General features: G+C 42.2%; 21 protein-coding genes and 2 pseudogenes. 16 read left to right on the top strand and 7 right to left on the bottom strand.

The window, feature by feature from the left end:
* The first annotated feature begins 1 nt into the window (after position 1).
* The gene (locus tag RMY00_RS29660; protein WP_322650955.1) at positions 2-208 is read left to right on the top strand and encodes a hypothetical protein; all 207 of its coding nucleotides are present in this window, start codon (positions 2-4) and stop codon (positions 206-208) included.
* Positions 209-475: 267 nt separating this feature from the next.
* Entirely contained in the window at positions 476-2,080 is a 1,605-nt protein-coding gene (locus RMY00_RS29655) for a PQQ-dependent sugar dehydrogenase (protein WP_322650954.1), read from the top strand.
* Between the two features lie 187 nt (positions 2,081-2,267).
* Here the strand turns inward: RMY00_RS29655 and RMY00_RS29650 are convergent, their stop codons facing one another.
* A complete protein-coding gene (locus RMY00_RS29650; RefSeq protein WP_322650953.1) occupies positions 2,268-3,212 on the bottom strand; it encodes an NAD(P)-dependent alcohol dehydrogenase in 945 nt (314 codons plus the stop codon).
* A 172-nt stretch (positions 3,213-3,384) separates the two neighbouring features.
* Here RMY00_RS29650 and RMY00_RS29645 point away from each other — a divergent pair, with 172 nt between their 5' ends.
* Positions 3,385-3,807 carry a XisH family protein gene (locus RMY00_RS29645; RefSeq protein ID WP_322650952.1) on the top strand — a complete coding sequence of 141 codons (423 nt, stop codon included), beginning with the start codon at positions 3,385-3,387 and terminating at the stop codon, positions 3,805-3,807.
* Positions 3,789-4,130, top strand: coding sequence for a XisI protein (locus RMY00_RS29640; protein WP_322650951.1), 342 nt, complete (start codon positions 3,789-3,791; stop codon positions 4,128-4,130). Before RMY00_RS29645 ends, RMY00_RS29640 begins: the two co-directional genes overlap by 19 nt.
* Positions 4,131-4,152: 22 nt before the next feature.
* Here RMY00_RS29640 and RMY00_RS29635 read toward each other — a convergent pair whose 3' ends face one another.
* On the bottom strand, positions 4,153-4,731 hold the full coding sequence (locus tag RMY00_RS29635; RefSeq protein ID WP_322650950.1) for a Uma2 family endonuclease: 579 nt from the start codon (positions 4,729-4,731) through the stop codon (positions 4,153-4,155).
* Positions 4,732-5,879: 1,148 nt separating this feature from the next.
* Here RMY00_RS29635 and nifB point away from each other — a divergent pair.
* The 8 genes and pseudogenes from nifB (at position 5,880) to RMY00_RS29595 (ending at position 14,445) form a co-directional block, all read left to right on the top strand.
* The gene (nifB, locus tag RMY00_RS29630) at positions 5,880-7,325 is read left to right on the top strand and encodes a nitrogenase cofactor biosynthesis protein NifB (RefSeq protein WP_322650969.1); all 1,446 of its coding nucleotides are present in this window, start codon (positions 5,880-5,882) and stop codon (positions 7,323-7,325) included.
* A 99-nt stretch (positions 7,326-7,424) separates the two neighbouring features.
* Positions 7,425-7,781 (top strand): 4Fe-4S binding protein, encoded by a 357-nt coding sequence (locus RMY00_RS29625; protein ID WP_322650949.1) that lies wholly within the window; start codon positions 7,425-7,427, stop codon positions 7,779-7,781.
* 34 nt (positions 7,782-7,815) lie between these two features.
* Positions 7,816-9,024 carry a cysteine desulfurase NifS gene (gene nifS / locus RMY00_RS29620; RefSeq protein ID WP_322639550.1) on the top strand — a complete coding sequence of 403 codons (1,209 nt, stop codon included), beginning with the start codon at positions 7,816-7,818 and terminating at the stop codon, positions 9,022-9,024.
* A 118-nt stretch (positions 9,025-9,142) separates the two neighbouring features.
* Positions 9,143-10,042 (top strand): Fe-S cluster assembly protein NifU, encoded by a 900-nt coding sequence (gene nifU / locus RMY00_RS29615; protein ID WP_196511238.1) that lies wholly within the window; start codon positions 9,143-9,145, stop codon positions 10,040-10,042.
* Positions 10,043-10,265: 223 nt separating this feature from the next.
* The gene (locus tag RMY00_RS29610) at positions 10,266-10,622 is read left to right on the top strand and encodes a group 1 truncated hemoglobin (RefSeq protein ID WP_322650948.1); all 357 of its coding nucleotides are present in this window, start codon (positions 10,266-10,268) and stop codon (positions 10,620-10,622) included.
* 346 nt (positions 10,623-10,968) lie between these two features.
* Positions 10,969-11,862: a nitrogenase iron protein gene (nifH, locus tag RMY00_RS29605; protein WP_174710323.1), complete on the top strand. Its 894-nt coding sequence runs from the start codon at positions 10,969-10,971 to the stop codon at positions 11,860-11,862.
* 163 nt (positions 11,863-12,025) lie between these two features.
* Positions 12,026-12,940: pseudogene (locus RMY00_RS29600) on the top strand (nitrogenase component 1); the annotation flags it as partial.
* 98 nt (positions 12,941-13,038) lie between these two features.
* Positions 13,039-14,445: a site-specific integrase gene (locus RMY00_RS29595; protein ID WP_322650947.1), complete on the top strand. Its 1,407-nt coding sequence runs from the start codon at positions 13,039-13,041 to the stop codon at positions 14,443-14,445.
* A 401-nt stretch (positions 14,446-14,846) separates the two neighbouring features.
* On the opposite strand, the gene RMY00_RS29590 is transcribed toward RMY00_RS29595, so the two are convergent.
* Together RMY00_RS29590 and RMY00_RS29585 are read right to left on the bottom strand one after the other, a co-directional pair.
* Complete coding sequence (locus RMY00_RS29590) at positions 14,847-15,185, bottom strand: hypothetical protein (RefSeq protein ID WP_322650946.1); 339 nt, start codon at positions 15,183-15,185, stop codon at positions 14,847-14,849.
* 89 nt (positions 15,186-15,274) lie between these two features.
* Positions 15,275-15,547, bottom strand: a complete 273-nt coding sequence (locus RMY00_RS29585; protein ID WP_322650945.1) for a hypothetical protein — start codon at positions 15,545-15,547, stop codon at positions 15,275-15,277.
* A gap of 335 nt (positions 15,548-15,882) precedes the next feature.
* Here RMY00_RS29585 and RMY00_RS29580 point away from each other — a divergent pair, with 335 nt between their 5' ends.
* The 3 genes from RMY00_RS29580 (at position 15,883) to RMY00_RS29570 (ending at position 18,669) form a co-directional block, all read left to right on the top strand.
* The gene (locus tag RMY00_RS29580) at positions 15,883-16,173 is read left to right on the top strand and encodes a hypothetical protein (protein ID WP_322650944.1); all 291 of its coding nucleotides are present in this window, start codon (positions 15,883-15,885) and stop codon (positions 16,171-16,173) included.
* Positions 16,174-17,465: 1,292 nt separating this feature from the next.
* On the top strand, positions 17,466-17,918 hold the full coding sequence (locus RMY00_RS29575; RefSeq protein ID WP_322650943.1) for a KilA-N domain-containing protein: 453 nt from the start codon (positions 17,466-17,468) through the stop codon (positions 17,916-17,918).
* A complete protein-coding gene (locus tag RMY00_RS29570) occupies positions 17,890-18,669 on the top strand; it encodes a KilA-N domain-containing protein (protein WP_322650942.1) in 780 nt (259 codons plus the stop codon). Before RMY00_RS29575 ends, RMY00_RS29570 begins: the two co-directional genes overlap by 29 nt.
* A gap of 183 nt (positions 18,670-18,852) precedes the next feature.
* Here RMY00_RS29570 and RMY00_RS29565 read toward each other — a convergent pair whose 3' ends face one another.
* Positions 18,853-19,041: a hypothetical protein gene (locus RMY00_RS29565; RefSeq protein WP_322650941.1), complete on the bottom strand. Its 189-nt coding sequence runs from the start codon at positions 19,039-19,041 to the stop codon at positions 18,853-18,855.
* Positions 19,042-19,738: 697 nt separating this feature from the next.
* Positions 19,739-19,939 (bottom strand): hypothetical protein, encoded by a 201-nt coding sequence (locus RMY00_RS29560; RefSeq protein WP_322650940.1) that lies wholly within the window; start codon positions 19,937-19,939, stop codon positions 19,739-19,741.
* Between the two features lie 431 nt (positions 19,940-20,370).
* On the opposite strand from RMY00_RS29560, the pseudogene RMY00_RS29555 reads away from it, so the two are divergent.
* A pseudogene (locus RMY00_RS29555) lies at positions 20,371-20,928 on the top strand (nitrogenase component 1); the annotation flags it as partial.
* Between the two features lie 179 nt (positions 20,929-21,107).
* Here the strand turns inward: RMY00_RS29555 and RMY00_RS29550 are convergent.
* A complete protein-coding gene (locus RMY00_RS29550) occupies positions 21,108-25,628 on the bottom strand; it encodes a tetratricopeptide repeat protein (RefSeq protein ID WP_322650939.1) in 4,521 nt (1,506 codons plus the stop codon).
* Between the last annotated feature and the right edge of the window lies 1 nt (position 25,629).

The following is a 25,629-nucleotide window of genomic DNA, read 5'->3' as shown; positions in this document are numbered from 1 at the left end:
AATGTTTACAGATTTCAGGGTTATTGCAGAAATTATTGCGCGATCGCATTTAACCCCACATCTCATCAGAGAACAAGTTCTTTGGCTAATAGCTCAACTCCACAGTGGACTAAAACTTTTGAAAAAACTAACGCTGAAGACTTGGTTTTTTCAAACACAAACTTGGCTTTGTGACCTGGAAGTAATGCTGTTAAAACTCTTTGTATAATAGTTTTAGGCGAAGATAGCGTGATGACAATTTTGTTAAGTGTGAGAAATTTTTTGGTTTAAAAGAGCGATCGCTCTGCTTTTCTTGGTAACTTTCGGTTCACCCATTTTTTGATAAGTTAAAAAAAAATAAGAGTACATAAAGATATTTTAAGTATTTTCAAAAACCAGTACCTCTGAGTTAACTTTGTGCAAACTCCGGGTAAAATCGGCTAGCCAAGAGTTTACGTGTAATAGAAATTACTACAAAGCTAGAGGGAAGTTCAAGATGGTTGCATTTGCTTTAAAACTAACACAGATATTTGGAGGCATACTAGCTACATCGCTACTGAGTCTGATGTCCTTAGAGGTTCTTACCACCGCAGCGTTAAGCAATCCGCCTCCTGCGTCTGTTGATACTAAGGTGAAAGTGCCTAGTACAATGACCTTTGCACCCTTTAATACTAATCGTTACTTGAAAGTACCGCCCAATTTCTCTGTCTCTGTTTATGCTCGAATCAAGGCAGCTCGCTTTATGGCAGTTGCTCCTAATGGGGATCTTCTAGTATCACAGCCGAGTACGGGTAAAGTGTTAATTGTCCGAGAAAATGGCAGCAAAGACCCAATTATTTCTGACTTCGTGACGGGTCTACGCAGGCCACACGACATTGTGTTTCATAAGATTGATAACATCACCTACGTTTATATCTCTGAGACTCATCAAATTAACCGCTTCATCTACAACTCTGGAGATAGAATCGCCAAAAATCGCCAAATCGTTATAACTGGCTTACCAGACAGCAGCACCTCAGAACTCAGAGGCTCTTATGGTCACGAGCTAAAAAATATTGCACTTGATGCTAATCACAAACTTTATGTGTCGATCGCCTCTACGTGCAATGCTTGCAAGGAAGATACTGTTAGTACCCCAAAGCGTGGTGCGATTTACCAATACAACGCTAATGGAACCAATCAACGGCTTTTTGCCCAAGGTTTACGTAATGCCGAAGGATTAGCATTTTTACCTGGCACAAATGACCTTTGGGTAGTCGTTAATAATCGAGATGAGATCCGCTATCCCTTCAACGATAGTACCGGCAATTACGGTAAGGTTATCCGCTCTTACGTAGACAACCATCCACCAGAGGAGTTCACGAAAGTCCGAGATGGCGGTAATTACGGTTGGCCATTCTGCAACCCCAATCCTGACACGGCAACCGGCCTCAACAATATGCCGTTTGACCGCGACTATCAGTTCAATGCTAATGGGAGTGTTAATTGCAATGCAATGGACAGAATTAGCAAGGGTATTCAAGCCCATTCCGCTCCCTTGGGACTAACATTCTTACAAAATACCAACTTTCCCAGCCTATACTCAAGTGGGGTAGTGGCGGGACTGCATGGTTCATGGAATCGGCAAAAGAAAACGGGCTATAAAATAGCTTACTTTCCCTGGAACAGTACGACAAAAACTCTAGGGGAAGAGATAGATTTAGTCAACGGTTGGCTAATTCCAAGAACGGAAGAAGTCTGGGGTCGACCGGTGGATATGGCAGTCGATCTGCAAGGTAATTTGTTAATTTCGGATGACTACAGTGGTACTATCTACAAGCTCTCCTACATGCCGCGAGGAGAGGTTAAGGTCTACAGAGATTTGAATTTGACTGGAGTTTCCCAGTCATTTCCTACAAGTCCAGGAGTATACAAAGCGATCCAAGGGGACTTAAATGTTGTAGGGAATGACGCTATTAGCTCATTAAGTGTACCGTCTGGTAAAGTGGTACGTGTCTGCCAAAATGAAACTGGTGGTTTATGTCGTGAGTTTAGTGCTGGGGATTATAAATCTCTTGGAGCTGACTTAAATGACTCAATATCTTTTATAGAAGTTAAGTAGCCCCAATCATCGAATTTTAGATTTTAAATTTTGGATTTTAGATTGATAGACTAAAATCCAAAATTTAAAAAAGTCCCAGAGCAAACGAATTTAAACGCGAGAACAATTTTATTATCCAAAATCAAAAATTGAGTCACCTATGCTGCTTTTGGCTGATTGTCCTGCAATCAAATAGAAACCGCGATGTCTAAACGGACTGCGCGATCGCAATTTTTCCCACTACACGCCCAGTTTCACTATAACTATGAGCCGCCGCTAGTTCTTGCAAGGGATATGTGCGATCAATCACCACACGAATCTTACCTGCTTCAATCAATTCTTTGAGAAAAAGCAAGTCTTTAGTGTTAGGTTTCTCAAAGAAAAATTTCGCTTTTTGACCGGGGAGGAATGCTGTTAAGACACTCTCTAACAAGACTTCGGGGCTGGGTAATGTGGTGATATAAATTCCGTTGGATTTAAGGACTCTTTTGGTTTGTGAGAGCGATCGCTTACCCACTGCATCAAAGATAATGTCATACTGCGCTGTATCTTTGGCAAAATCTTGTTGCGTATAATCAATTACGCGGTCTGCTCCCAAAGATTTCACCAAATCCAAATTTTTGGTACTGCTAACTCCCGTCACCTGTGCGCCTAAAGCCTTAGCAATTTGCACTGCAAAAATCCCTACACCGCCCGCAGCACCATTAATTAAGACATTTTGTCCTGTTTGAATATTTCCTTGATCTCGAAGTGCTTGTAGAGCCGTGAGTGCTGCTAAAGGCACAGCAGCAGCTTCTTCATAGTTTAAATTGGTTGGTTTAAGCACCGCCAAGTTTTCTGGGATGGCTGCAAACTCTGCGTAACCTCCTCCAGGGAAGCTAGTACTGCCATAAATAGCATCTCCTGGTTTAAAGCGCGTGACACCAGAGCCAATCTCTACAACTTCTCCCGCCACATCAAACCCCAGAATCTTCGGAAATTTAATGCCAGTAATCAGACTCAACATTCCCTGACGAATTTTCCAATCAATGGGATTAACGCTACTAGCACGAACTTTTACAAGTAACTGCGTTGGCTCAATTTTCGGCTGTTCCACATCTTCATACTGCAACACTTCAACGCCGCCATACCGACGGATAACCACTGCTTTCATCGCATTCCTCCTGGTTGCTACTCTGTTTTGCTGAATCACACAGCCTGTTTTTCCTAATAAATCTAGTGTAACGATGTCTACGACGGGCTACGCTTACGTATGGTATTTAACGAAGATGGTGCACAATCAGAGATTCCCTAAAATAGAAATATCAGTCTAAAACTACACCTGTATGCCAGCTAGAGACCTTTATCACAACAATGTTAAAAATGCTTTGATTAAAGACAAATGGACAATTACTCATGACCCATTAACTCTAAAGTTTGGTAAAAAAGATTTGTATGTTGATTTAGGTGCTAAACAGTTGTTGGCGGCTGAAAAAGCAGAATCCAAAATTGCAGTTGAGATTAAAAGTTTTACCGGGAGATCGGATGTTGATGATCTAGAAAAAGCGTTAGGTCAGTATATTTTATATCAGGATATCTTGATTGAATTGGAGCCGGAACGAATACTATATCTTGCAGTCCCTAACAGTATTTTTGATGATTTATTTGAAGAACCTATTGGCAAACTGTTACTGAGAAATCATCGTTTAAAGCTGATTACTTTTGATCCAAAACAGGAGGTTATTAAACAATGGATTATACCAAGTTAGACCACTATCGCCAGGTGATTGAAACTATCCTCACTGAATATGCCTCACTACCCTATTCTTATGCCAACATTCAATCAGAAGTGGTGTTTGATCGAAGCCGCGATCGCTATTTGTGGATGGATCTAGGTTGGGATGGCGATCGCCGCATTCATGGCTGTCTGGTTCATATTGACCTAATTGATGGCAAAATTTGGATTCAACGGGATGGCACTGAAGAAGGCATTGCCGCCGATTTAGAACGGGCTGGAATTCCTAAAGAACATATCGTCCTTGGCTTTCGTCCACCGGAGTTAAGACCTTACACTGGTTATGCAGTTGCTTAAAAGTTAACACGGAACATTCTCTTTATTCTTCAGTGGTAAATACAACACCTTCGTACAGCAGTTCAATTGGACATTCAAATTCAATACTCGATAAGGTGACGATATCTCCATCCGTGTATGGGTAGTAAAGCCACATCCTACCCTCACCCCGACAGTAACGCTCAACGGAGATTTGTTCCGAGTCAATCAAGATATATTCTTGCAAACTAGGGATTCTCAAGTAATAAGTAAATTTTTCACCCCGATCTTTAGCGCTTGTACCTGGCGAAAGAACCTCGGCAATTAGCTTGGGATGTTGAATAAATTTACGGGCATTGAGGTCTTCAGGGTCGCAACTGACAATAACATCAGGATAATAGTAGCGACTCTGGGGAGTGAGTTGCATTTTCACGTCTAATACATTCACTCGATAACCTCTGGAATGTAAATGAGGGCGTAAGGCAGTGTACAAGTTAAGTGCAATGTCGTTATGAGGAATTGTACCGCCTGTCATGGCAAATACTTCGCCATTGGCATATTCATAGCGAAGGTCTTGCTGAGGTTCCCATTCGAGATATTCCTCAACGGTCATTTTTGGCGGCTGTTGGGGGATGGCTATCATAACTAAGATTTTTTCACGCTTGGTTTGATTGTAGCTAAATGACACTCTGACAATTCAGGTTATCGGTAAAACCTCTCTCCAAATCCAAGAAATAAACTTTAAATTTTCCCCCTTTCCGACACGGGAAGGGGGTTAGGGGATTAGGTTTTTTGCTAAGGTTTGTAATGAGCAATTCAGAAAATTCATTGCGATCGCTCAATCATGTTAGATTATAGTTTGTTGTTTCTCTTAAACACAAAATCTGAGAGTTTCTTACCCATCTCCTCATTGTGGGAATGAAAAAAAAGAACTTAAAAGTTAAATTTTTTGAAAATTATGTGCAGCAATACATCTATTTCCACTAGTTTATATGGCTTACCAGGCAAGGCTTAAAGGCATAATTGAATATCATTGTCAAAGAAAAATTAAAAGAATATGAAGTGCATTTTTACCCTCAAAAAAATGATATGTTAGATACAGAATTCAATTTCATGCGTTTATGGAGTAAAACAAGATAGATTGCTTCAGTTTTTCACCCTCAAACCCTTGGCATTTCTAACTTTTGAGGCAAATTGAGGGCAATGTGAGTACACATTTAAATAACCAAAATCCAGTTGCAATTAGATTAAATTCTTTGCTGGGATTGGGTTGTGGCTGAGTACAAATAAATCCTGAACCCCTATCTATAAACACTAGAACCCCAACCAAAAAATACTAGAACCCCTACCTGAAAAAAACTTTTTTAATTCTTGTAATGCTTGAAGAATTAAGGTTTTTAGTATTTGAGTACAAACGTAATAAATCCAATAAATTCTATCCTAGAGAGACGCACCGTTTGGCTAGGAGACGGCTGCTATAAATCTTATATCGCCAATCACCTAACGCTCTGAAACAAAACAAAGCGAAAAGTGAGTGGAGGGATGACATAGCACCATGCCTGAAGTGAAAAGAAGTCGCGGCTGTAAGCACAAATTCTACCCAAGAACCGAACGTTGACACACACCAGCCGAACATCAGATATCTATTGCCTGCCTTACTTAAAAACAAGTCACCCGAACCCAAGGGTTTGCAGGCAGTGTGAAAGACGCGACTTCAATTCCTGGGCATAAAGAGTGGCAACACCATCTCCCACAGTGGCAGCCAAGTCCACCGACCTTTTGCGAAACTCAATGACATCACCGTCTACACGACTCCTCAACTCCAACGCTACGGAATCGACAACCCAAGCAAAATCCGGTGGTTGCGGCTGCGACAGCACCACCAGCACCACCGTGGAAAGGGACGAAAAGCTCCAAGAACGAATTGCTAAACATCCCTGCTACAGCGAAGACGCTCATCACCACTACGCCCGGATGCACGTTGCAGTTGCACCAGCTTGCAACATTCAATGCAACTATTGCAACCGCAAATATGATTGCGCTAACGAAAGCCGTCCTGGAGTAGTTAGCGAATTACTAACACCAGAACAAGCAGCACACAAAGCTTTAGTCATTGGTGGCAAGATTCCCCAAATGACAGTTGTGGGAATTGCCGGCCCTGGCGACCCTCTGGCGAACCCAGAAAAGACTTTCCGCACATTTGAGTTGATTGCAGAACAAGCACCAGACATTAAGCTTTGCTTATCAACCAATGGTTTAATGCTGCCTGACTACATTGATCGCATTAAACAATTAAATATAGATCACGTTACGATCACCATTAACATGGTAGATCCAGAGATCGGTGCTAAGATTTATCCTTGGGTTCACTACAGACGCAAGCGTTACAGAGGTCTTGAAGGTGCGAAAATCCTCCATGAAAGACAGATGGAAGGATTGCAAGCCCTCAAAGATGCTGATATCTTGTGCAAAGTCAACTCAGTGATGATTCCCGGAATTAATGACCATCACTTAGTCGAAGTGAATCGGGTCATTCGTGAGAAAGGTGCATTCTTGCACAACATCATGCCATTGATTTCTGCACCAGAACATGGTACACACTTCGGTTTAACCGGTCAACGCGGCCCCACACCCAAAGAACTCAAAGAAGTTCAAGACAATTGCTCTGGTAACATGAAAATGATGCGTCACTGTCGCCAGTGCCGCGCCGATGCAGTAGGATTATTGGGAGAAGACCGCAGCCAGGAATTTTCCAAAGAGAAATTCTTGGAAATGACTCCAGAATATGACATGGAGCAACGCGCTACCGTTCACGAAGGGATTGAGAAGTTTAAAGAAGAACTTAAAGTAGCCAAAGATAAGGCGTTAGCAGGTAAGAAAGTTGCCAACAGTCCGAAAATCCTCGTTGCAGTAGCAACCAAAGGTGGCGGATTGGTTAATCAACACTTCGGTCATGCGAAAGAATTCCAAATTTACGAAGTGGGTGGAAACGAAGTTCGCTTTGTCAGCCATCGCAAAATTGACCAATACTGCCAAGGTGGATACGGTGAAGAAGCTTCCTTTGAGCATATTATGAAAGCGATCGCAGATTGCAAAGCAGTTCTAGTCTCGAAGATTGGTAACTGTCCTCAAGAAAAATTGCAAGAAGCTGGAATAAAGACTGTTGAAGCTTACGACGTGATTGAAAAGGTTGCTTTAGAGTTTTACGAGCAATACGTTAAGGAATTAGGGAATTAAGGATTAGGGAATAGGGAGTAGGGAGTAGGGAATTTCAATATTCACCACTCCCCACTCACCACCACTCCCCACTCCCCACGCCCAAAAGGAGAATAAATCATGGCTTACAAAATTCTTACTAGCCAGTGTATTTCCTGCAATCTCTGTCTAACGGCATGTCCTACAAATGCAGTAAAAGTGGTTGATGGACAGCACTGGATTGACCCTGAACTTTGTACAAACTGCGTTGGTAGCATTCATACCGTACCTCAGTGTAAAGCTGGTTGTCCCACCTGCAACGGTTGCATTAAGCAGCCTAGCGATTACTGGGAAGGCTGGTTTGCTAATTACAACCGCGTAGTCGCTAAATTAACAAATAAACAAGATTACTGGGAACGTTGGTTTAATTGTTATTCCCAGAAATACTCTGAGCAGTTGCAAAAGCGTCAATCCCAATCAGTGGGTTCTGAAGCTTAATTAAATAATTCCTAATTCTTAATTGAAGACAACAATGCAAAATAACTGCATCTATCTCGATAATAATGCCACCACTAAGGTAGACCCAGAAGTAATAGAGGTAATGCTACCTTACCTGACGGATTATTACGGCAACCCTTCCAGTATGCATACTTTTGGTGGGCAAGTCGGTAAAGCAGTGAGAACAGCAAGAGAACAACTTGCAGCCATCCTGGGAGCCGATGAGTCTGAAATTGTCTACACAAGTTGCGGTACTGAGGGAGATAACGCGGCGATTCGAGCCGCACTGTTAGCGCAACCAGAAAAGCGACATATTGTCACTACTCAAGTTGAACATCCAGCAGTACTCAATGTCTGCAAACAATTAGAAACCCAAGGTTATAGTGTTACCTATCTATCAGTAAATCATCAAGGGCAGCTGGATCTAGATGAACTAGAAGCTTCCTTGACGGGTAACACCGCCCTGGTGACAATTATGTATGCTAATAACGAAACCGGCACGGTTTTCCCGATTGAGCAAATTGGGTTGCGCGTCAAAGAATATGGTGCTATCTTCCATGTAGATGCGGTGCAAGCAGTGGGAAAAATCCCGTTGAATATGAAGACTAGCACGGTGGATATGTTAACGCTGTCTGGTCACAAGTTGCACGGGCCCAAAGGAATTGGTGCTTTATATATCCGGCGTGGAGTTAGATTCCGTCCCTTCATGATTGGGGGACACCAAGAACGGGGACGTAGGGCGGGAACAGAGAATGTTCCAGGAATTATTGCCTTGGGCAAAGCTGCGGAACTAGAACTGTTACACTTAGAAGAAGCGATCGCAAGAGAAAGAAAGCTGCGCGATCGCCTTGAACAAACTTTACTAGCTAAAATTCCCGATTGTGTCGTTAACGGTGACGTTACGCAGAGATTGCCAAACACAACCAATATCGGCTTCAAGTACATCGAAGGTGAAGCAATTTTACTGTTATTGAATAAATACGGTATCTGTGCATCATCCGGTTCTGCTTGTACCTCCGGTTCTCTAGAACCCTCTCACGTCCTACGGGCAATGGGCTTACCCTACACAACTTTGCACGGTTCAATTCGCTTCAGTCTTTGTCGCTACACCACAGAAGCCGAAATCGATCGAGTAATAGAGGTAATGCCCAGTATTGTAGAACGTTTACGCGCCCTCTCACCCTTCAAAAATGATGATGCAGGTTGGTTGCAAGGACAAGAACAAGCACTAGCGCATCGTTAATTAGGGAATAGGGACTGGGGATTAGGGACTCGTGACTAGGGAAGAATTTTCCCAATCCCCAGTACCCAGTACCCAATCCCCCAATCTAAAATCCAAAATCTAAAATCTAAAATTCATTATGTGGGACTACACCGATAAAGTATTAGAACTGTTTTACGATCCCAAAAATCAGGGAGAAATTGAAGAAACGGGCGAAGCTGGAGTTAAGGTTGCAACGGGTGAAATCGGCAGCATTGCTTGCGGTGATGCTCTGAGATTGCACCTGAAAGTGGAAGTAGAATCTGATAAGATTCTAGATGCTCGCTTTCAAACCTTTGGTTGTACTAGTGCGATCGCATCTTCTAGTGCATTAACCGAAATGGTTAAAGGTTTAACCTTAGACGAAGCTCTGAAAGTGTCCAATAAAGACATTGCAGATTACCTTGGTGGTTTACCAGAAGCAAAGATGCATTGCTCTGTCATGGGACAAGAAGCGCTAGAAGCTGCTATCTATAATTATCGTGGCATACCTCTAGCTACCCACGATGATGACGATGAAGGTGCATTAGTTTGCAGTTGCTTTGGCATCAGCGAGTCTAAGATTCGTCGCGTGATTCTAGAAAATCATCTCACGGATGCCGAACAAGTAACAAATTATGTAAAAGCTGGTGGCGGATGCGGTTCCTGTCTGGCGAACATTGATGATATTATTAGATCAGTTCAACAGGAATACGCCTCACCTGCTCTCAACAATTACGGCGTACAAGTTGCCACAGAAATTGTTACGTCCAAAGAGCGATCGCTAACAAACGTGCAAAAGATTGCTCTAATTCAAAAGGTTCTTGATGAAGAAGTCAGACCCGTACTGATTGCAGACGGGGGAGATGTAGAACTCTATGATGTAGAAGGCGATCGCGTTAAAGTTGTACTGCAAGGTGCTTGCGGTTCCTGTTCTAGTAGTACAGCAACTCTCAAAATTGCGATCGAAGCCAGATTACAAGATCGTGTCAGCAAGAGCCTTGTAGTCGAAGCAGTTTAGGAATTGCTGTAGGACTTAACGTAATCTACAAATACGCTCTAATATGCATTCAGCCAGGAACAGAAAGTAGGATTTGAACCATATAATTGTCTCCACATCAATGCTTCAATCCTACCGACAACCAATAGCTAAATTAGCTATCACGGCTAACAGCATATAGGCTTCATACATTAAGCGCCTACTTGCAAATTTCATCATCCAACTCGCTTCAAAGGAACAGGATATGAGCACATTGTACGACAACATTGGTGGACAACCAGCTATTGAACAAGTAGTAGATGAACTCCACAAACGCATTGCTACAGACAGCCTCCTCGCTCCCATTTTTGCTGGTACAGACATGGCGAAGCAACGCAATCATTTAGTTGCTTTCTTAGCTCAAATATTTGAGGGGCCAAAGCAATACGGCGGTCGTCCAATGGACAAAACCCACGCAGGATTGAATCTACAGCAACCACACTTCGATGCGATCGCCAAGCATCTCGGTGAAGCAATGGCTGTGCGTGGAGTGTCAGCAGAAGACACCAAAGCTGCACTAGATCGCGTCACAAATATGAAGGGCGCTATTTTGAACAAGTAATAGGACTATGCATTGATTGTTGACAAATAACAACAAGTCCTATTGAATCTTGCAAGCTGAAACACATTATGACGTATTTGTAAATTGCGTAATTTTCTTTGTTCTTTGTCATTTGTTTTGACAAAGAACAAAGGACGAAAAATCAAAATAAAAAAATTTTAACGAAGGAAGATCCATGTACTTACTGTCAATAATTTTGGCTGTGGAGCGATCGCCCCCAGCAGGCATTTATGCCAATGGTACCAACGATGCTCTACACGCGCTCACTACTGTCGCTCAACTGGCGTGAACGCAACTGACAAACGCACAGACCCACCAACCAACCAATTGCAGGGAAACACGAACAATGACAGAAGAAAATATAAGACAGATAGCTTTCTACGGAAAGGGCGGTATCGGTAAATCTACCACTTCCCAAAACACCTTAGCAGCTATGGCAGAAATGGGTCAACGCATCCTCATCGTCGGTTGCGACCCTAAAGCTGACTCCACCCGTTTGATGCTGCACAGCAAAGCTCAAACAACCGTTCTTCACCTCGCCGCAGAACGTGGTGCAGTAGAAGATATCGAAATCGAAGAAGTAATGCTGACCGGTTTCCGTAACGTTCGTTGCGTAGAATCTGGTGGTCCAGAACCCGGTGTAGGTTGCGCTGGTCGTGGTATCATCACCGCCATCAACTTCTTAGAAGAAAATGGTGCTTACCAAGACCTAGACTTCGTATCTTACGACGTATTAGGTGACGTTGTATGTGGTGGTTTCGCTATGCCTATCCGCGAAGGTAAGGCACAAGAAATCTACATCGTTACATCAGGTGAAATGATGGCGATGTACGCTGCTAACAACATTGCTCGTGGTGTACTCAAGTATGCTCACACTGGTGGCGTGCGCTTGGGTGGTTTGATTTGTAACAGCCGTAACACAGACCGAGAAATCGAATTAATCGAAACCTTGGCAAAACGGTTGAACACCCAAATGATTCACTACGTACCCCGCGACAACATTGTTCAACACGCAGAATTACGCCGGATGACTGTTAACGAGTACGCACCTGAAAGCAACCAAGCTAACGAATATCGGATTTTGGCTCAAAAAATTATCGACAACAAGAATCTGGCTATTCCTACACCCATCGAAATGGAAGAACTAGAAGAATTGTTGATTGAATTCGGTATTCTCGAAAGCGACGAAAATGCTGCCAAGTTGGTTGGTAAGACTGCTGCTGAAGCTCCTGTATCATAAGTCGCTGCTAATAAATAAGGCTTTAGCACAAGGAAAAAGGAAAAAGGAAGAATCTCACATTTGACCTTTGACCTTTTACCTTTCCCTCTAATCTCCCCCTTAACCTTAGAGGGGACTCCTAGTCCCCCTATGCCCCGATCCTTACGAGTCACAGAGGCTAAATATGACACCTCCAGAAAATCAAAACATCATCGAAGAAAGAAAAGAACTAATTAAAGAAGTTCTAGACGCTTACCCCGATAAAGCTAAGAAAAAACGGGAAAAGCATTTAAGTGTATACGAAGAAGGTAAGTCCGATTGCGGCGTTAAGTCTAACATCAAATCCCTTCCTGGGGTAATGACCGCTCGTGGTTGTGCTTACGCTGGTTCTAAAGGTGTGGTTTGGGGCCCTATTAAGGACATGATCCACATCAGCCACGGGCCTGTAGGTTGCGGTTACTGGTCTTGGTCTGGTCGTCGTAACTACTACATCGGCACCACAGGTATTGATACCTTTGGTACCATGCACTTCACTTCTGACTTCCAAGAAAGAGATATCGTTTTCGGTGGTGACAAGAAACTTGTCAAGCTAATCGAAGAACTAGATGTACTTTTCCCCCTTAACCGTGGTGTTTCCATTCAATCTGAATGTCCCATCGGTCTAATTGGGGATGACATCGAAGCAGTTGCTCGGAAGACATCGAAAGAAATCGGCAAGCCAGTTGTACCTGTGCGTTGTGAAGGCTTCCGGGGTGTTTCCCAATCTTTGGGACACCACATTGCTAACGACATGGTTCGTGACTGGGTATTCACTAGAGCAGACAAAGCGAAAAAAGACGGTACACTTCAGTTTGAAGGTACTCCTTATGATGTAGCTATCATTGGTGACTACAACATCGGTGGAGATGCTTGGGCTAGCCGCATCCTGTTAGAAGAAATCGGCTTGCGCGTAGTCGCTCAGTGGTCAGGTGATGGCACCATCAACGAAATGTTGATGACCCCCAATGTGAAGATGAACCTCATCCACTGTTATCGGTCGATGAACTACATCAGCCGTCACATGGAAGAAGCTTATGGTATACCCTGTACGAAATATGATTTAATGCTATGTGATACCAAGATTTAGTCCACGTCTAACTTTGCTTAATTTAAACATTGTTCTAAATGGACTAAATTTTAAGACACATTTAAGACACAATGAAAAGCAAGGCACAGGACGTTTTTGAGGATTTCACTCCGCCAGCATCTACCGATGGCAGCTATTTAGGAACGCAGAAACAAATGAAAGCTACTCGGCAGCATCTGGAACGCAAATTTGAGAAGGGCTTGGCAGACACTAAAGCTCGGCTGAAAGCCGCTAAGGTGAAAGTGGGCTTGGTCGTGGCACGGGAAACTATTCAGCTGCAAGCATCCCTACCAATCAAACCGGGCGATCGCGACATAAAAGGACTTGGTTTTAAGCAGTACAAAATTTCGCTAAATATCCCTGCAAGTTTGGACGGATTGAAAACAGCAGAGGAAGAGGCAAACGAGCTAGGCAAGCTGATGGCCCGTAAACAGTTTGAATGGACTGATAAATATCTGGGCAAAGCAGCTAGGGTCAGCAACAAATATCAAACCCTTGGTGAGGTTTTAGAAGAATTTGAAACTGAGTATTTCAAAACACACAAATTAACAGAAAAAAGTAAACACACCTTTTTCTATTACAAGGATTATTTACGGCGGTTGATTGGGGTAGATACTTTATTAACTCAATCGGAGATTGACAAAAAATTTGCAGAGTTGACTAAAGATTTTGCTAGATACAGCGCTGTCAAATCGTTGAAAGTTTTAAAATCAACTCTTAATTTAACTAGCTTTACTCTTGAACATTTCAAAGCCACACAACCCAAAAGTCAGGCTAGGGATATCCCCAGCGATCAGGATATCATCAAATATCAGGAATCTTTTCATCATTACTCTTTGACTAGAAGCTTAACAATCAAGAAGAGTTGTTTAGATAGTTGGAAAATGTGGGAATGGGTGTATGGAATGCTTGCCACTTATGGACTACGCCCAAGAGAGTTGTTTGTAAATCCTGAAATTGATTGGTGGTTGAGTCCTGAAAATAAAGATAATACATGGAAAGTTCACCCAGACACTAAGACAGGTTACAGAGAAACTTTACCGCTACATCCTGAATGGGTTTACTTGTTTGATTTAAAAAACGTAGAGTATTTGGAACTGTTAAAGGCTCAAACTGATGGCAGGACTAGTTTTACAGATATCAACACTATTCGGGTTAATTGTTCATCATGGTTTAGGCGCGTAAATATTCCGTTTACACCCTATGACTTACGCCACGCTTGGGCGATTCGAGCGCACATGATGGGCATTCCAATTAAAGCTGCTGCTGATAATTTGGGGCATTCTGTAGAGATTCACACTGAGATTTATCAGAAGTGGTTCAGCTTGGAGAACCGGAAGAAGGTAATTAAGCAGGCAGTGGATAAAAAAGATGATATGGATACGTTGATACAGGAGAATGCACGACTAAGGGCTGAGGTTGAATATCTCAGGCAAGCTCTGGCACGGCATCAAATTAGTGAGGTGCTGTCTACTTAACTTACTGCAAAGTGTGGGTTATTAGCAGAGGTGCATCTCTATCTGTTTAGCTTTTGAAACTGTTAAACTAGTGGTGATACATTTTTGGGCAATATATTAAATAAAAAAGCCTATTTTTTGGGAATTTTTGTTAAAACATAGCCAGTTAAAAAAATGTCTACAGTTGCTAAAAACGGCATCCAGAGCGAGTTTTAGCCGCCTACAGTTCCGCCTACACCTGTAGACACTGTAGGCACACTCAAGCCGCACTGCAACCGCACTTGTCACCGTTGATCGTGGCACTGCAACCGTCTTTATCAGCGTCGATCGTGGCACACAAAGCGCACTTGTCACCGTCTGTTGTTGGGGTGTAGGCGAACTGTAGACGGGTTGAAACCGAGTTGAAACCGTGCATAAATTGACTATAAACCGTGCTTTAGTTCCTTGATAAAAGCGTCAATCGCCTTTCCTGCCGTTGATTGCTTGCCCACTTTAAGCTTATTCAAAGTGCGATCGCGGGTTGCCTCATAGTCTGGTTGCACAGATGTATCTGCTGTCTGTAGCCCTTGCCTGAGTTGCCAGTTCTTCTTCTCCAGTTCTTGAATGTATTCTTCTTTACTTTTAAAGCTCTCCAGTAAAGCAGCGTTGGTTTGGTTAGCTTCAGCCAATTCTTTCTCTAGTTCCTCCAATGCCTGCTCCATATACTCCTCTAGTTCGTGTCTCCTTTGGTGGCAGGACTGAAGTCTAGAGTCTAGGCTCATAATTTGGGCTTCTAGATCGCTGAAGGCTTTGCTATCAGCTAGACTTGAATCTTCATTGCTTCTTTGCCCGGTAGTGCTATTCTCCTCTACTACCGGGCCCTCAATTTTCCCCGCAGTTCCTCTAGCTGTGCCTCCAGTTGCGATCGCACTTCTGCTAGACTCTCTTCTATACGTTTGTCTATCAAAGATTCTAGATTGTCTACACCTGTTGACATTGAAGACATGGTGCCTGTAGACAACTCTACAGATTGTGTAAGTATTCTTTGAGCCGTCTGGTTTAAGCTCTCACCTTCTAATTGCAATGTATATAGCGCTTGCACAACCTTATCAGGCAAGCGAAACGAAAACTGCTTGCTAACCATAGCCTTCTGTCCTTGTCTACAACTGTCTGCAATATTAGATTATTTCTCAGTTATTGTCTACAGTTTTCTTGACAGTATGTATTCAAATATTGTCTACAGTTTTCTTGACAGTCTGTATTCAGTTATTGTATTCTTAATGCAGACAGATGAAAACAGGAATTATTCAGGGTTATAGCGATAAGCCGTAGCGTCGCACGCTCCTCTAATTCTCCTACCCACAGCAGATGGATAAATGAAGTCAGCGCTTGAATGCGCCCCAGAGAGAGAGTTGACACCTCTCCCCCTGGCACGACTTCCCCCTTACAAGTTGTTCAAGCCACTAAGGAGGCAATAGTATGTTAGCTGCTGACGGGCCCACTTTGGGCAATTTTCGTCAAGCGTCAAAGTTTTGGCGTTTGCGAGTGAGTAAAGAATTCAGCAAGCCCGAATATTACATTGGTCAAACCGTGCTGCACAAGACAAAAGTGAAGCACGGTGAGATTTTGTACCCGGTGACAGTGCTTGGTCTTTCATGGACTGGCATGGACTGGCAGTACATGGTTTCCTTGCCAGAAGACCACCCTTGGTTTGAGGTAGACGATAACGAGCGGGAATGGGTTGATGACCGGGAGCTAGAGCCTATGTAATTAATTAAACATCCATTCTTAGGGGTGATCCTTGTCATTGATGAGGATCACCCAAGGATCACCCCCCGGATCACCCCGCTTCACATTCTGTAAGCCTTGATGGTAATGACTTACAGCCCAAATTAAAAGCTGGTATAAAAAAGAGAGGATCACCCCCTAGATCACCCCACAAACCTAGACACAGCAAGCAATACAGCCAAAGGTGATCCTTGAACTGCCTAAAACCTCAAAAAAAAATTCAATGCAGAGAATTTTGAATTGCCGAGCCACTTTGAGGATCACCTTTGGCTGAATACCTTACTAGGCAAGAGTCTTAGAGGTGATCCAGGGGGTGATCCTATTTTTTTTATACCAAGTTGTAATTTAAGCTTGTAAGGCTTTACAGGCAAGGCATTCACGATTATGAAGCGAGGTGATCCGGGGGGTGATCCTGGGGTGATCATTACAAGTGATCAAGTGATCAAAGAAGTGATCAACCATTGATCAGTTGTATTCGTTGCTGCAACTGGGTTAGAGGTCGATGTGATCATGTGATCCATTTTTCTCGACAATTTTTTCGGTCTTTACAATTGAAAATTTTAAATTTTCATTGATCACTTGATCACATCGACCTCTAACCCTTGCTCTGTAAGGCGTTAGATGTGATCAACCGTTGATCACTTCTTTGATCACTTGATCACTTGTAATATTCCTTAGCAATTGATGTTAACTAGCGCTTGATTGCTCTGGGCAAGCATTTGAGTTGTTTTTAGAGGTGATCTACTGAGTGAAGTTGACTGTGTAGGCTCTACACAATCAACTACTGAGTGAAGTTGACTGTGTAGGCTCTACACAATCAACCGTTGATCACTTCTTTGATCACTTGATCACTTGTAATATTCCTTAGCAATTGATGTTAACTAGCGCTTGATTGCTCTGGGCAAGCATTTGAGTTGTTTTTAGAGGTGATCTACTGAGTGAAGTTGACTGTGTAGGCTCTACACAATCAACTACTGAGTGAAGTTGACTGTGTAGGCTCTACACAATCAACCGTTGATCACTTCTTTGATCACTTGATCACTTGTAATATTCCTTAGCAATTGATGTTAACTAGCGCTTGATTGCTCTGGGCAAGCATTTGAGTTGTTTTTAGAGGTGATCTACTGAGTGAAGTTGACTGTGTAGGCTCTACACAATCAACTACTGAGTGAAGTTGACTGTGTAGGCTCTACACAATCAACCACTGAGTGAAGTTGACTGTGTAGGCTCTACACAATCAACCACTGAGTGAAGTTTGGTAACGAGGAATTTATATGTCACAAAGAGAGCAGTTTGACAAATTGATACAAGACGCACGGCGAGGCGACGGCTACATCAACGCTACCGAATGGTGCAAGCATTTTGGGTATCGACTTAATAACTGGAAGCAGTTGCCAGAAACAAAAGCTAGATTAGAGCAGTTGAAAATTACAGAGTCAAATGCTGAACCCTGGATTGTTGAGCGCGTAGGTAAAACCTGGGTAACTTGGGTTCACCCAATCATGGCAGTTCACCTAGCCAGCTACCTCGATCCAGCCTTTGCCAACTATATAGCCAAGATTATTGTCATGTGCGCCAAGGCTGACCCAACTCTTCCCGCAAGCAAACTTTTTTTTCAGACGAAAGTGAATCAGAGCAAAAAACAACTCCGGCTTAGGCAGGAGTTGTTTAACATTTTCAGAACAATAAGAAATTTATATGTCAAATTTAAACATAGAGCAATTTAGTAATTTGGTGCAAGATGCACAGCGAGATGACGACTACATCAACGCTACCGAATGGTGTAAGCGTTTTGGGTATGACTTGAGAAACTGGAAGCGATTCCCAGAAACAAAAGCTAGATTAGAGCAGTTGAAAATTACAGAGTCAAATGCTGAACCCTGGATTGTTGAGCGCGTAGGTAAAACCTGGGTAACTTGGGTTCACCCAATCATGGCAGTTCACCTAGCCAGCTACCTCGATCCAGCCTTTGCCAACTATGTAGCCAAGACTTTTATCAGGTATGGCAAGGCTGACCCAACTCTCGCTGCTGATATCGCCTCACGCCAAAACACAGTAGAAGGGCTGGATATCATCAACAAGGCAGTTCAGAAGCAATACAGCCTCATTTTTGGGCGCGATTGGATCTGTGAAACAAGTAAAATTAGGTTTGATTTTTTAGATAAACAGCTTGGGTTGAGAGATAAACTTTCAGAGTTCAATTTAGTGTCTGTTTTAAACAAGAAGTTTGCATTGTCTTGCAAAGAACTTATCGTCGTTTTTCCGTCCAGTGCAGACGCATTCGAGTTAGTTAGAGACTTTTTGAAAGAGAAATACCCCAACATTTATCAGAGCGCTTATAGGACTGTTGAGGGACTTTCAAAACCGGAATTGCATATATCACTAGAGGATGAAGTTGCTTTATTTAGCTATTTCATCCCAGAAATTAATGATTGGGTAAGAGAGAAAGGTGGTACTGATTGTAGCTTTTTGAAGTAGTACCCGTGGACTACAAAAACGTTGGGCGCTCGCTGAAGGCTACCGTAAATTGTCTGCAACGCGATCGCTAACTCTCCCGATTGGGCCTTAACCCTTAATGGCGTTTCACTCAACGACAATTCGATGACAATTGAGCGATCGCTCACTCTCCCGGTCGAGCCTTAACACTCGATTGAGTTTCACTCAACGAAAACGCAATGACGTACACGCCCGCTCGACTGCGATCGCAATTGAGTAGATGTAACTTCCGGTTTTGACTTCCAACTTCCACCAACTAGCAGGTGAAGTTGTAAGTTGAAGTTGGAAGTTATTGCAACGTGCAGCACCAAGACCAGCCGCCGCCGATTGCGTACAAAAACGTCGGGCGATCAAGGTAATTCTCGCGTAACTAAAACCGGAACCCTTAAAGGTTCCTTAGCGTGAGTAAAGTGTGAATCCCGCAGAGCGATCGCAAGCTGTGGCAGTGTTGCGTACTCTGGAAATGTTATACATTTCCCTATGTCCCGGAACTGTTGCAAAATTCATGCGCCAATACTCACTTTTAATAAACGACAAACCAGTTAAGGGTTAAGGCTCAATCGGGAGAGTTAGCGATCGCGCAACAGTCGTGCAATTGTAGTTAACGACAAACCGGTCAAGGGTTAAGGTTCGATAGGGAGAGTAAGCAATCACTCATCAAAAACAGCGACAATTTCAAACCACGTTAAAACTATGGGAAACCTTAAGGTATCCGAAAAACAAACCACGCAAAACCACGTGAAAATTTTAGTGCTAGGGATGTAACCACCCTATGGGTGGAAAATCTTAACAACTCATTACAAGCCTTGCTACACCCCATGTTGCGCTATGCGAAATATTAACCCTCGCTCAACGCTATAACGTTGCATAACAGCAACCGTGCAACCTGCAATTTTCGCGTGGTTTAATTTTCGGACATATAATATATCTCCAAGCAATTTCCGCGTGGTTTTAAAATCTGCAAAAATTTGCAAAACACATAGACTGATATATGAGTCTATTGTCTTTATTTGACAAAAATACTGCTAGAACTGCATTACTGGGAAAGTGGTTAAGCTGGCAAGAATCGAGAGTGCAGCAACAAATTACTGCGTTGCATCCTGACGCACACTGTACAGCAGTTCTCGCCAGCATCAAACTTTTGCAACGGTAGAGCGTGAGCAGCGCGAATTTTACGACCGCACAAAGTAAACCAAGTTTGCGATCGCGGATTTTCGCTATCCATCAAATGCACTACCCCGTTTTGACTCATCGGCCTTCCTAGTACATCCATAGCCAATACACTCGCGTTTTAGCCTAGTGTATAAACTTTGACAAATGTTCTGCAAGTAATTGCAAAAATTTGCTGGACAACATATATGTTATTCGCCAGCGAATTTTGACGAAAATTTACCGGACAACACTTGTTATCCGGCAACAAATGAAGTTACTCTCTTTGGGGTTAACGTCGAAGAGAGTAACTTCATTTGTTGCATCTCCAGTCGAGGGTTAAGTCCCAATTACTAATTCTGTTGGGCATACAGCTAGACTTCGCGCTCCTTTACTCCAGTAAGCCACAACTTGCAAATCAAATTACCATTTCACTAGAGTTTTGGATGTTTAAATCATAAGCTTTAAGACAAAAATAAGCCACACAAAACGCAGACTTGTAAAACCGTTTATATATAAGGATTTCAGGCTTCAGCCTACTGTATACCCTGGTTGGAATACAACTTCTTCGGCCCCACCAAGATTGCTGAATCTTTACGGGAAATTGCTTCCAAATTTGACGAAACAATCCAAGCAAACGCTGAGAAAGTTATCGCCAAGTATCAGCCCACAATGGATGCGGTAGTTGCTAAGTACCGCCCCCGTTTGGATGGTAAGACCGTTGCCATCATGGTTGGTGGTCTACGTCCTCGCCACGTTGTCCCAGCTTTCCAAGACTTGGGCATGAAGATGATTGGTACAGGTTATGAGTTCGCTCATAACGATGACTACAAACGTACCACTCACTACATCGAAAACGGAACCATCGTTTATGACGACGTTACCGCTTACGAATTCGAGGAATTTATCAAGGCGCTGAAGCCTGATTTGGTAGCTTCTGGTGTGAAAGAGAAGTATGTCTTCCAAAAGATGGGTCTTCCTTTCCGTCAAATGCACTCTTGGGATTACTCCGAACCTAGCGATCGCACTTCAACATTATATAATACAAGGTTTTTTTGCGGCAGGAGAAAAAAGAGCCTATTTTTAGTCTAAATGCCAGTTGCAAGATTATCTAAGAACAATCTGTTTTGATGCTTTAGATAGTATAACTCTTATGGAATCTGGTTTTTAGGATTTGCTGGCATTTTGCTAAAAGAAAAACTGTAAAATGAAAGACTATTTTTAATGGCGATTTTTTAGATTAAATGGTGCGATCGCATAAAACTTTATAATTACTCACCACCAATATCTTTGTCTTCAATATCCCTGGAAAATACGGAAATCATCTCTTGAAGCTGATCTATAATTTCTTGTGCTTGTAGCTCTTGGGCAATATCTAATGCTTGTTGTAGCTGCTTTAATCCTTCATCGGATTTATTTTGGGCTAGCAACAGTTGTCCCAGTAAGGCTAAAGTAGCGGGTTGGCTGTTTTTATGATTAATACTGCACTGAAATTCATACGCTTTTCGAGCAAGTTCAATTGCCTCTTCTATATTTCCTTGTTGAGCAGCAAAATTAGCTTGTTCGTATAAGCAAACTGCCTCATTGTTCTTTACTGTGAAAATTATTTCCTGTAATTCGTCAATTCCATCAAGTTGATTTTCTTGAACCAAAGAAACCGCCCTTTCCAAATCTTGTACTCCACCTTGATAATCGCCCTGATGTGCCTTGATTTGACCAAGCATTGAGAAAACTTCTGAACACCAGTGAACATCCTTTAATATTTCTGAAAGTTCTAAACATTGGTGAGCTAAATTTAACACTTCGTCAAATTTTCGACTTTCACATTTTTCCTGAGCCGAATCAAAAAGGTGTCTTAGTTTTCCGTACTGTACTGCAAGGGCAATATTTTCTATCTTTTCCTTTTCAGGAAGATTATGCTGCTTGGCAATCTCAATTGCTTGAGATGCTTTTTTAACACCATCCTTAAAATCCCCTTCATCTATCAAAAGGTTTCCCATTGATAGCAAAATGTATACTTTGATTTCTTCATCACCAACTTCTTCGATCATAGGCAGGGCTTGCTCAAGTAAATCAAGTGCCGCTCTTGCATTACCTTTTTCGGTTTCGGCGATCGCTGCTTGATACAACTGTGCAGGTTTTTTTAGTTGAGCATTTTTAATTAGCCCTCTAACTTCTTCGACATCTTTAGTAAAATTTAGTTTTTGATAAATATTTAAGGACTCTGTTAAATGCTCAAGTGCTATATCTACTTCACCAAGAAAGGAAATAACCTCTCCTAAAAGCTTGAGAATAGTAGCTCGAAGAACAACATCAACAACTGAACTGCATTTCTCTAAAGCTTCCCCTAAAAAATCTGCTCCTGTATTATAATTTTCTTGTTTTATTTTAAGCCGTCCCATTTCTCTAAGAGCGAGCGCATAATGTTTTGGATTGTTAAACTGATTAAGTACTGCTAAAGCTGTATTTAATTTCTCTTCGGCCTCATCTAAATTATCTTGATCAATAAGTATTGATGCGATTCGTGGTAAAACATGGGCTTGAGTGTCTTTATTTCCAATTTTCAATGACAACTGGTAAGAATCTTCAAGAAACTTTAAAGCTTCACTGACATTATTTTGACGCTCATAGAGAATTCCTATCTCCTGAAGTGTCATTGCTTCACGCGGTTGATCACCATTCTTTCTGTGCAGTTCAAGAGCTTGATTGTAAAGCTTTAAAGCAAGCTCACGATCACCACATTCTGACCGGAAAGTGGCTAGATTATGTAAAAGCATTGCCTTGAGCCAAGAGTTATCAATTTGAGGCAGTAATTTGTTCAACTGCTCTAAAATCTCTCTTGCCTCTTCTATTTCACCTTGTTTAAGCCTCAGCGATGCTGTATTGCTGAGGAGTGGAATTTTATCCTCAAGGTTTTCGGACTGCGTTCTATGTGAAACTAAACTTGGTAATAGGTTATCCCAAGCATCAGTTTGACCAAGATCAACTTGAAGAGTGGCAATGTTATTTTGTACAGTATAGAGAAAGTTTTTATCTCCTGTTTCTTGAGTAAGTTCTAGTACTTCCATATATAATTTGAGTGCTTCTTCGGGTTCACCTAATTCTCTCTTGATATCTGCCATTTGACTTAGAGACTTAGCTTTACCGAGCTTATTATTATCTTTCTCATCAATTTTTATAACCTGCTGACATATTGTCATGGCTTGCTGATAGTTACCCTGCTTAACATATAAATCCCCTAAATCATGAAGAATTGCAGCTTTTTCAGTTTCATATTCATCCGAACAAAATTTTAGTGCCTCTTGATAGTTATACAAAGCCTCTTCCACTTCCCCAATATTTTCTTGCGCTTTTGCTAAGTAGTAAAGGAGCCTAAAAGAGATAATATGAATTTTTAAGTGAGCATAAGCTCCATCACGGACAAATTTACATAGTGCCGCTACTTCTCTGTACCTTCCTTGGCGGTTGAGCCGCATGACTAAAAACCAATTTGCTCTAGTTAATAAATCTGGGTTAAAAGCTTTAGTTGCGAGTTGATACAACGCAAACAATCTATCGGTAGGCATGGCTTGCTCAAAAGGATCATTAAGCAGAGAGCTTTCTGATAGTTTTTCCTCTGCCTCTATGCCCTTTACAAAACCTTTGGTAAACCATATTTCATCCAAATGTTTCGCAGCAGTTCTGTATAATTCTATGGAATCTTTAGGAAAATCAAGAAGCGGCTCTATAATTCGTGGAACATAATACAAAGTTTCTTCTTGAGAATGTATACACTCAAGTAAACCCAGAGCAACAGCTTTAGAAATATAACTGTTTACATCGAAAGTTTTTGGACAAAGGACTTCTATTGCAGACTGAGGTACTGGTAAGTCATACACCAAGGCAAACGCCAGCATTCGTTGTAATTTGATTGGTTGTCGACTCAGTAGTTCCTCGGCCAGAATACTTTCACGAAACTCTTGTGTGGTTTTCTCTACCTGTTCTAGGATTTGTGCCTTACCAACTTGTTGCACTTGTAAAACTTTGTTTAACCACTCTAACAAACGGGGATTACCTGCCGAAGTTGTCAAAGCTTTGAGTTGTAACTCTCGATCAATTTCAGAACCAGGTGCAAAAGATACTAAGCGGGTACATTTTTTCTGTAGTTCAGTACCTGATAAGGCAGCTAACTGCTCTCGATCCAATCGCTGATTTAGCTCTGAAAGCAAAAAATCATACCTGGATGTAATAATAATCCGGTGTGGAAGACGCGATTGAGTTATTGCTTTCAACAGAGATATCAAGACTGGTACAGCTTCAGGCTTTAGGACTGCGTTACCATCTGTTCTCAATTCCAGGTTTGCTTCAAAGTCATCAAGAACAAAGATTAGTCTCTGGGCTTGCTCATTGAGTCCTTCTCGTAAGAATTTGGTTAACTTTTGCGTGAGTGGCAGATTACTTTGTAGAATTTTTTGTCCCGTTTCTGAAAGACATTGTTCAGCAAGCTGCCTTAGCAGTTTATCCTCATCTAATTGCCGATAGATAAAGATTTCATCATAGCCTTGTAAACGTTCTAAAAGCCTTGCTGCAACAGTGCTTTTGCCAACTCCACCTAAACCATATAAAATTACACCTAATTTATCTGCTGCCCGTAATGCTCTCAAGGTACGTTGCAGTATTCTGCGTCTTCCTACAAACTCCTGTGGTGTGGCAACCCGAACAATTCCTTGCGAATCTAGAAACTGTTCATAAATCGGTTCTTCTGGCAACCATACTTGATCGCCTAATGGTTCAACCAATGCTTTTGGACACTGACCTCGGATATAAAGCCTAAGTAGATGCCAATCCTCAACTTTGGCCTTTCGTAGATATTGATAAGTACTACCAAGTGCCTCCGAAAGTTCATAGCCGGCAGCTAGTTTGCTGTAGAGATATGCTGCGGCTTGTGTAGCTACTACATCTGCGATCGGTCGTCCCCATCCTAAAACGGCTCGACAACCTTGCTCAATTAATGATTCAGCTAAAGAAGATACTGCACCATCACTCGCCGCTTCACCTGTTCGGCAGCCTGATAAAAACACTAGCTGTGGTATGCGAAACCTTAAAGCTGAAGCAATCTCTGATGCGTATGCTGGGTAGAGTTCACCAGTTTCAGTTTCTGTAAGAAAAAACGGCCGTTCATCCTTGATAGATGCATGTCCCGTCAGGTGAAAAACATCAAACGGTTCACGATAACGTCCCCAGAGTTTACCTAGTTCTGCAATACAACCACTTTCTTCTACTCGTAAATTAAGAGGAATATCTCTTGTTTGTGTCAAAATTTGAGCTTCTTCCTGCTCAAAATCGAGCGGCGGTTCTACATCGTCTGGCGATGTTGCCATGAATAAAATGCGTAAAGGACGTTGCTGGGTATCCTCTAAATCTTGAATAGAACGATCAACCCAACGTATTGGAACGACAACTGGATTAACACGTTCTATTAAAAATTGCTCTCCATTATGCAACGTTTCCCAAGGCAGATGCCCTAATCGTCCACGCACATCTAGCGCCAAAATTAACCCTTCCTCTGTGCAATTATTAATTGCTCGACTTAGCCACCTGCCAGTTCCATCCAACCAACAAAATAATTGATACCCAATTCCTTTTAAATCAGGCATCAGCATGTAGTAGCTACCTTTTGCCTTCTGAATTAAGTTTTCAATTGCTGATACATCAAGCTGTTGTGTTTCGTATCTTGCTGGATATCCCACTGCATAACGCAATTCTACAAAGTGTTTTTCAAGCGGTACTAATTTGATGTAAAGCGTCTGCACA

The sequence above is a fragment of the Nostoc sp. ChiVER01 genome (genome assembly GCF_034531155.1).
Lineage (GTDB): Bacteria > Cyanobacteriota > Cyanobacteriia > Cyanobacteriales > Nostocaceae > Nostoc.
The sequence above is the reverse complement of the archived record's forward strand: the minus strand, read 5'-3'. Positions and strand labels throughout refer to the sequence as shown.

Coding starts and splice junctions, on each gene's coding strand:
- RMY00_RS29660 (WP_322650955.1), top strand. CDS start 2: ATGTTTACAGATTTCAGGGTTATTGCAGAAATTATTGCGCGATCGCAT.
- RMY00_RS29655 (WP_322650954.1), top strand. CDS start 476: ATGGTTGCATTTGCTTTAAAACTAACACAGATATTTGGAGGCATACTA.
- RMY00_RS29650 (WP_322650953.1), bottom strand. CDS start 3,212: ATGAAAGCAGTGGTTATCCGTCGGTATGGCGGCGTTGAAGTGTTGCAG.
- RMY00_RS29645 (WP_322650952.1), top strand. CDS start 3,385: ATGCCAGCTAGAGACCTTTATCACAACAATGTTAAAAATGCTTTGATT.
- RMY00_RS29640 (WP_322650951.1), top strand. CDS start 3,789: ATGGATTATACCAAGTTAGACCACTATCGCCAGGTGATTGAAACTATC.
- RMY00_RS29635 (WP_322650950.1), bottom strand. CDS start 4,731: ATGATAGCCATCCCCCAACAGCCGCCAAAAATGACCGTTGAGGAATAT.
- nifB (WP_322650969.1), top strand. CDS start 5,880: ATGACATCACCGTCTACACGACTCCTCAACTCCAACGCTACGGAATCG.
- RMY00_RS29625 (WP_322650949.1), top strand. CDS start 7,425: ATGGCTTACAAAATTCTTACTAGCCAGTGTATTTCCTGCAATCTCTGT.
- nifS (WP_322639550.1), top strand. CDS start 7,816: ATGCAAAATAACTGCATCTATCTCGATAATAATGCCACCACTAAGGTA.
- nifU (WP_196511238.1), top strand. CDS start 9,143: ATGTGGGACTACACCGATAAAGTATTAGAACTGTTTTACGATCCCAAA.
- RMY00_RS29610 (WP_322650948.1), top strand. CDS start 10,266: ATGAGCACATTGTACGACAACATTGGTGGACAACCAGCTATTGAACAA.
- nifH (WP_174710323.1), top strand. CDS start 10,969: ATGACAGAAGAAAATATAAGACAGATAGCTTTCTACGGAAAGGGCGGT.
- RMY00_RS29595 (WP_322650947.1), top strand. CDS start 13,039: ATGAAAAGCAAGGCACAGGACGTTTTTGAGGATTTCACTCCGCCAGCA.
- RMY00_RS29590 (WP_322650946.1), bottom strand. CDS start 15,185: ATGAGCCTAGACTCTAGACTTCAGTCCTGCCACCAAAGGAGACACGAA.
- RMY00_RS29585 (WP_322650945.1), bottom strand. CDS start 15,547: ATGGTTAGCAAGCAGTTTTCGTTTCGCTTGCCTGATAAGGTTGTGCAA.
- RMY00_RS29580 (WP_322650944.1), top strand. CDS start 15,883: ATGTTAGCTGCTGACGGGCCCACTTTGGGCAATTTTCGTCAAGCGTCA.
- RMY00_RS29575 (WP_322650943.1), top strand. CDS start 17,466: ATGTCACAAAGAGAGCAGTTTGACAAATTGATACAAGACGCACGGCGA.
- RMY00_RS29570 (WP_322650942.1), top strand. CDS start 17,890: ATGTCAAATTTAAACATAGAGCAATTTAGTAATTTGGTGCAAGATGCA.
- RMY00_RS29560 (WP_322650940.1), bottom strand. CDS start 19,939: ATGAGTCAAAACGGGGTAGTGCATTTGATGGATAGCGAAAATCCGCGA.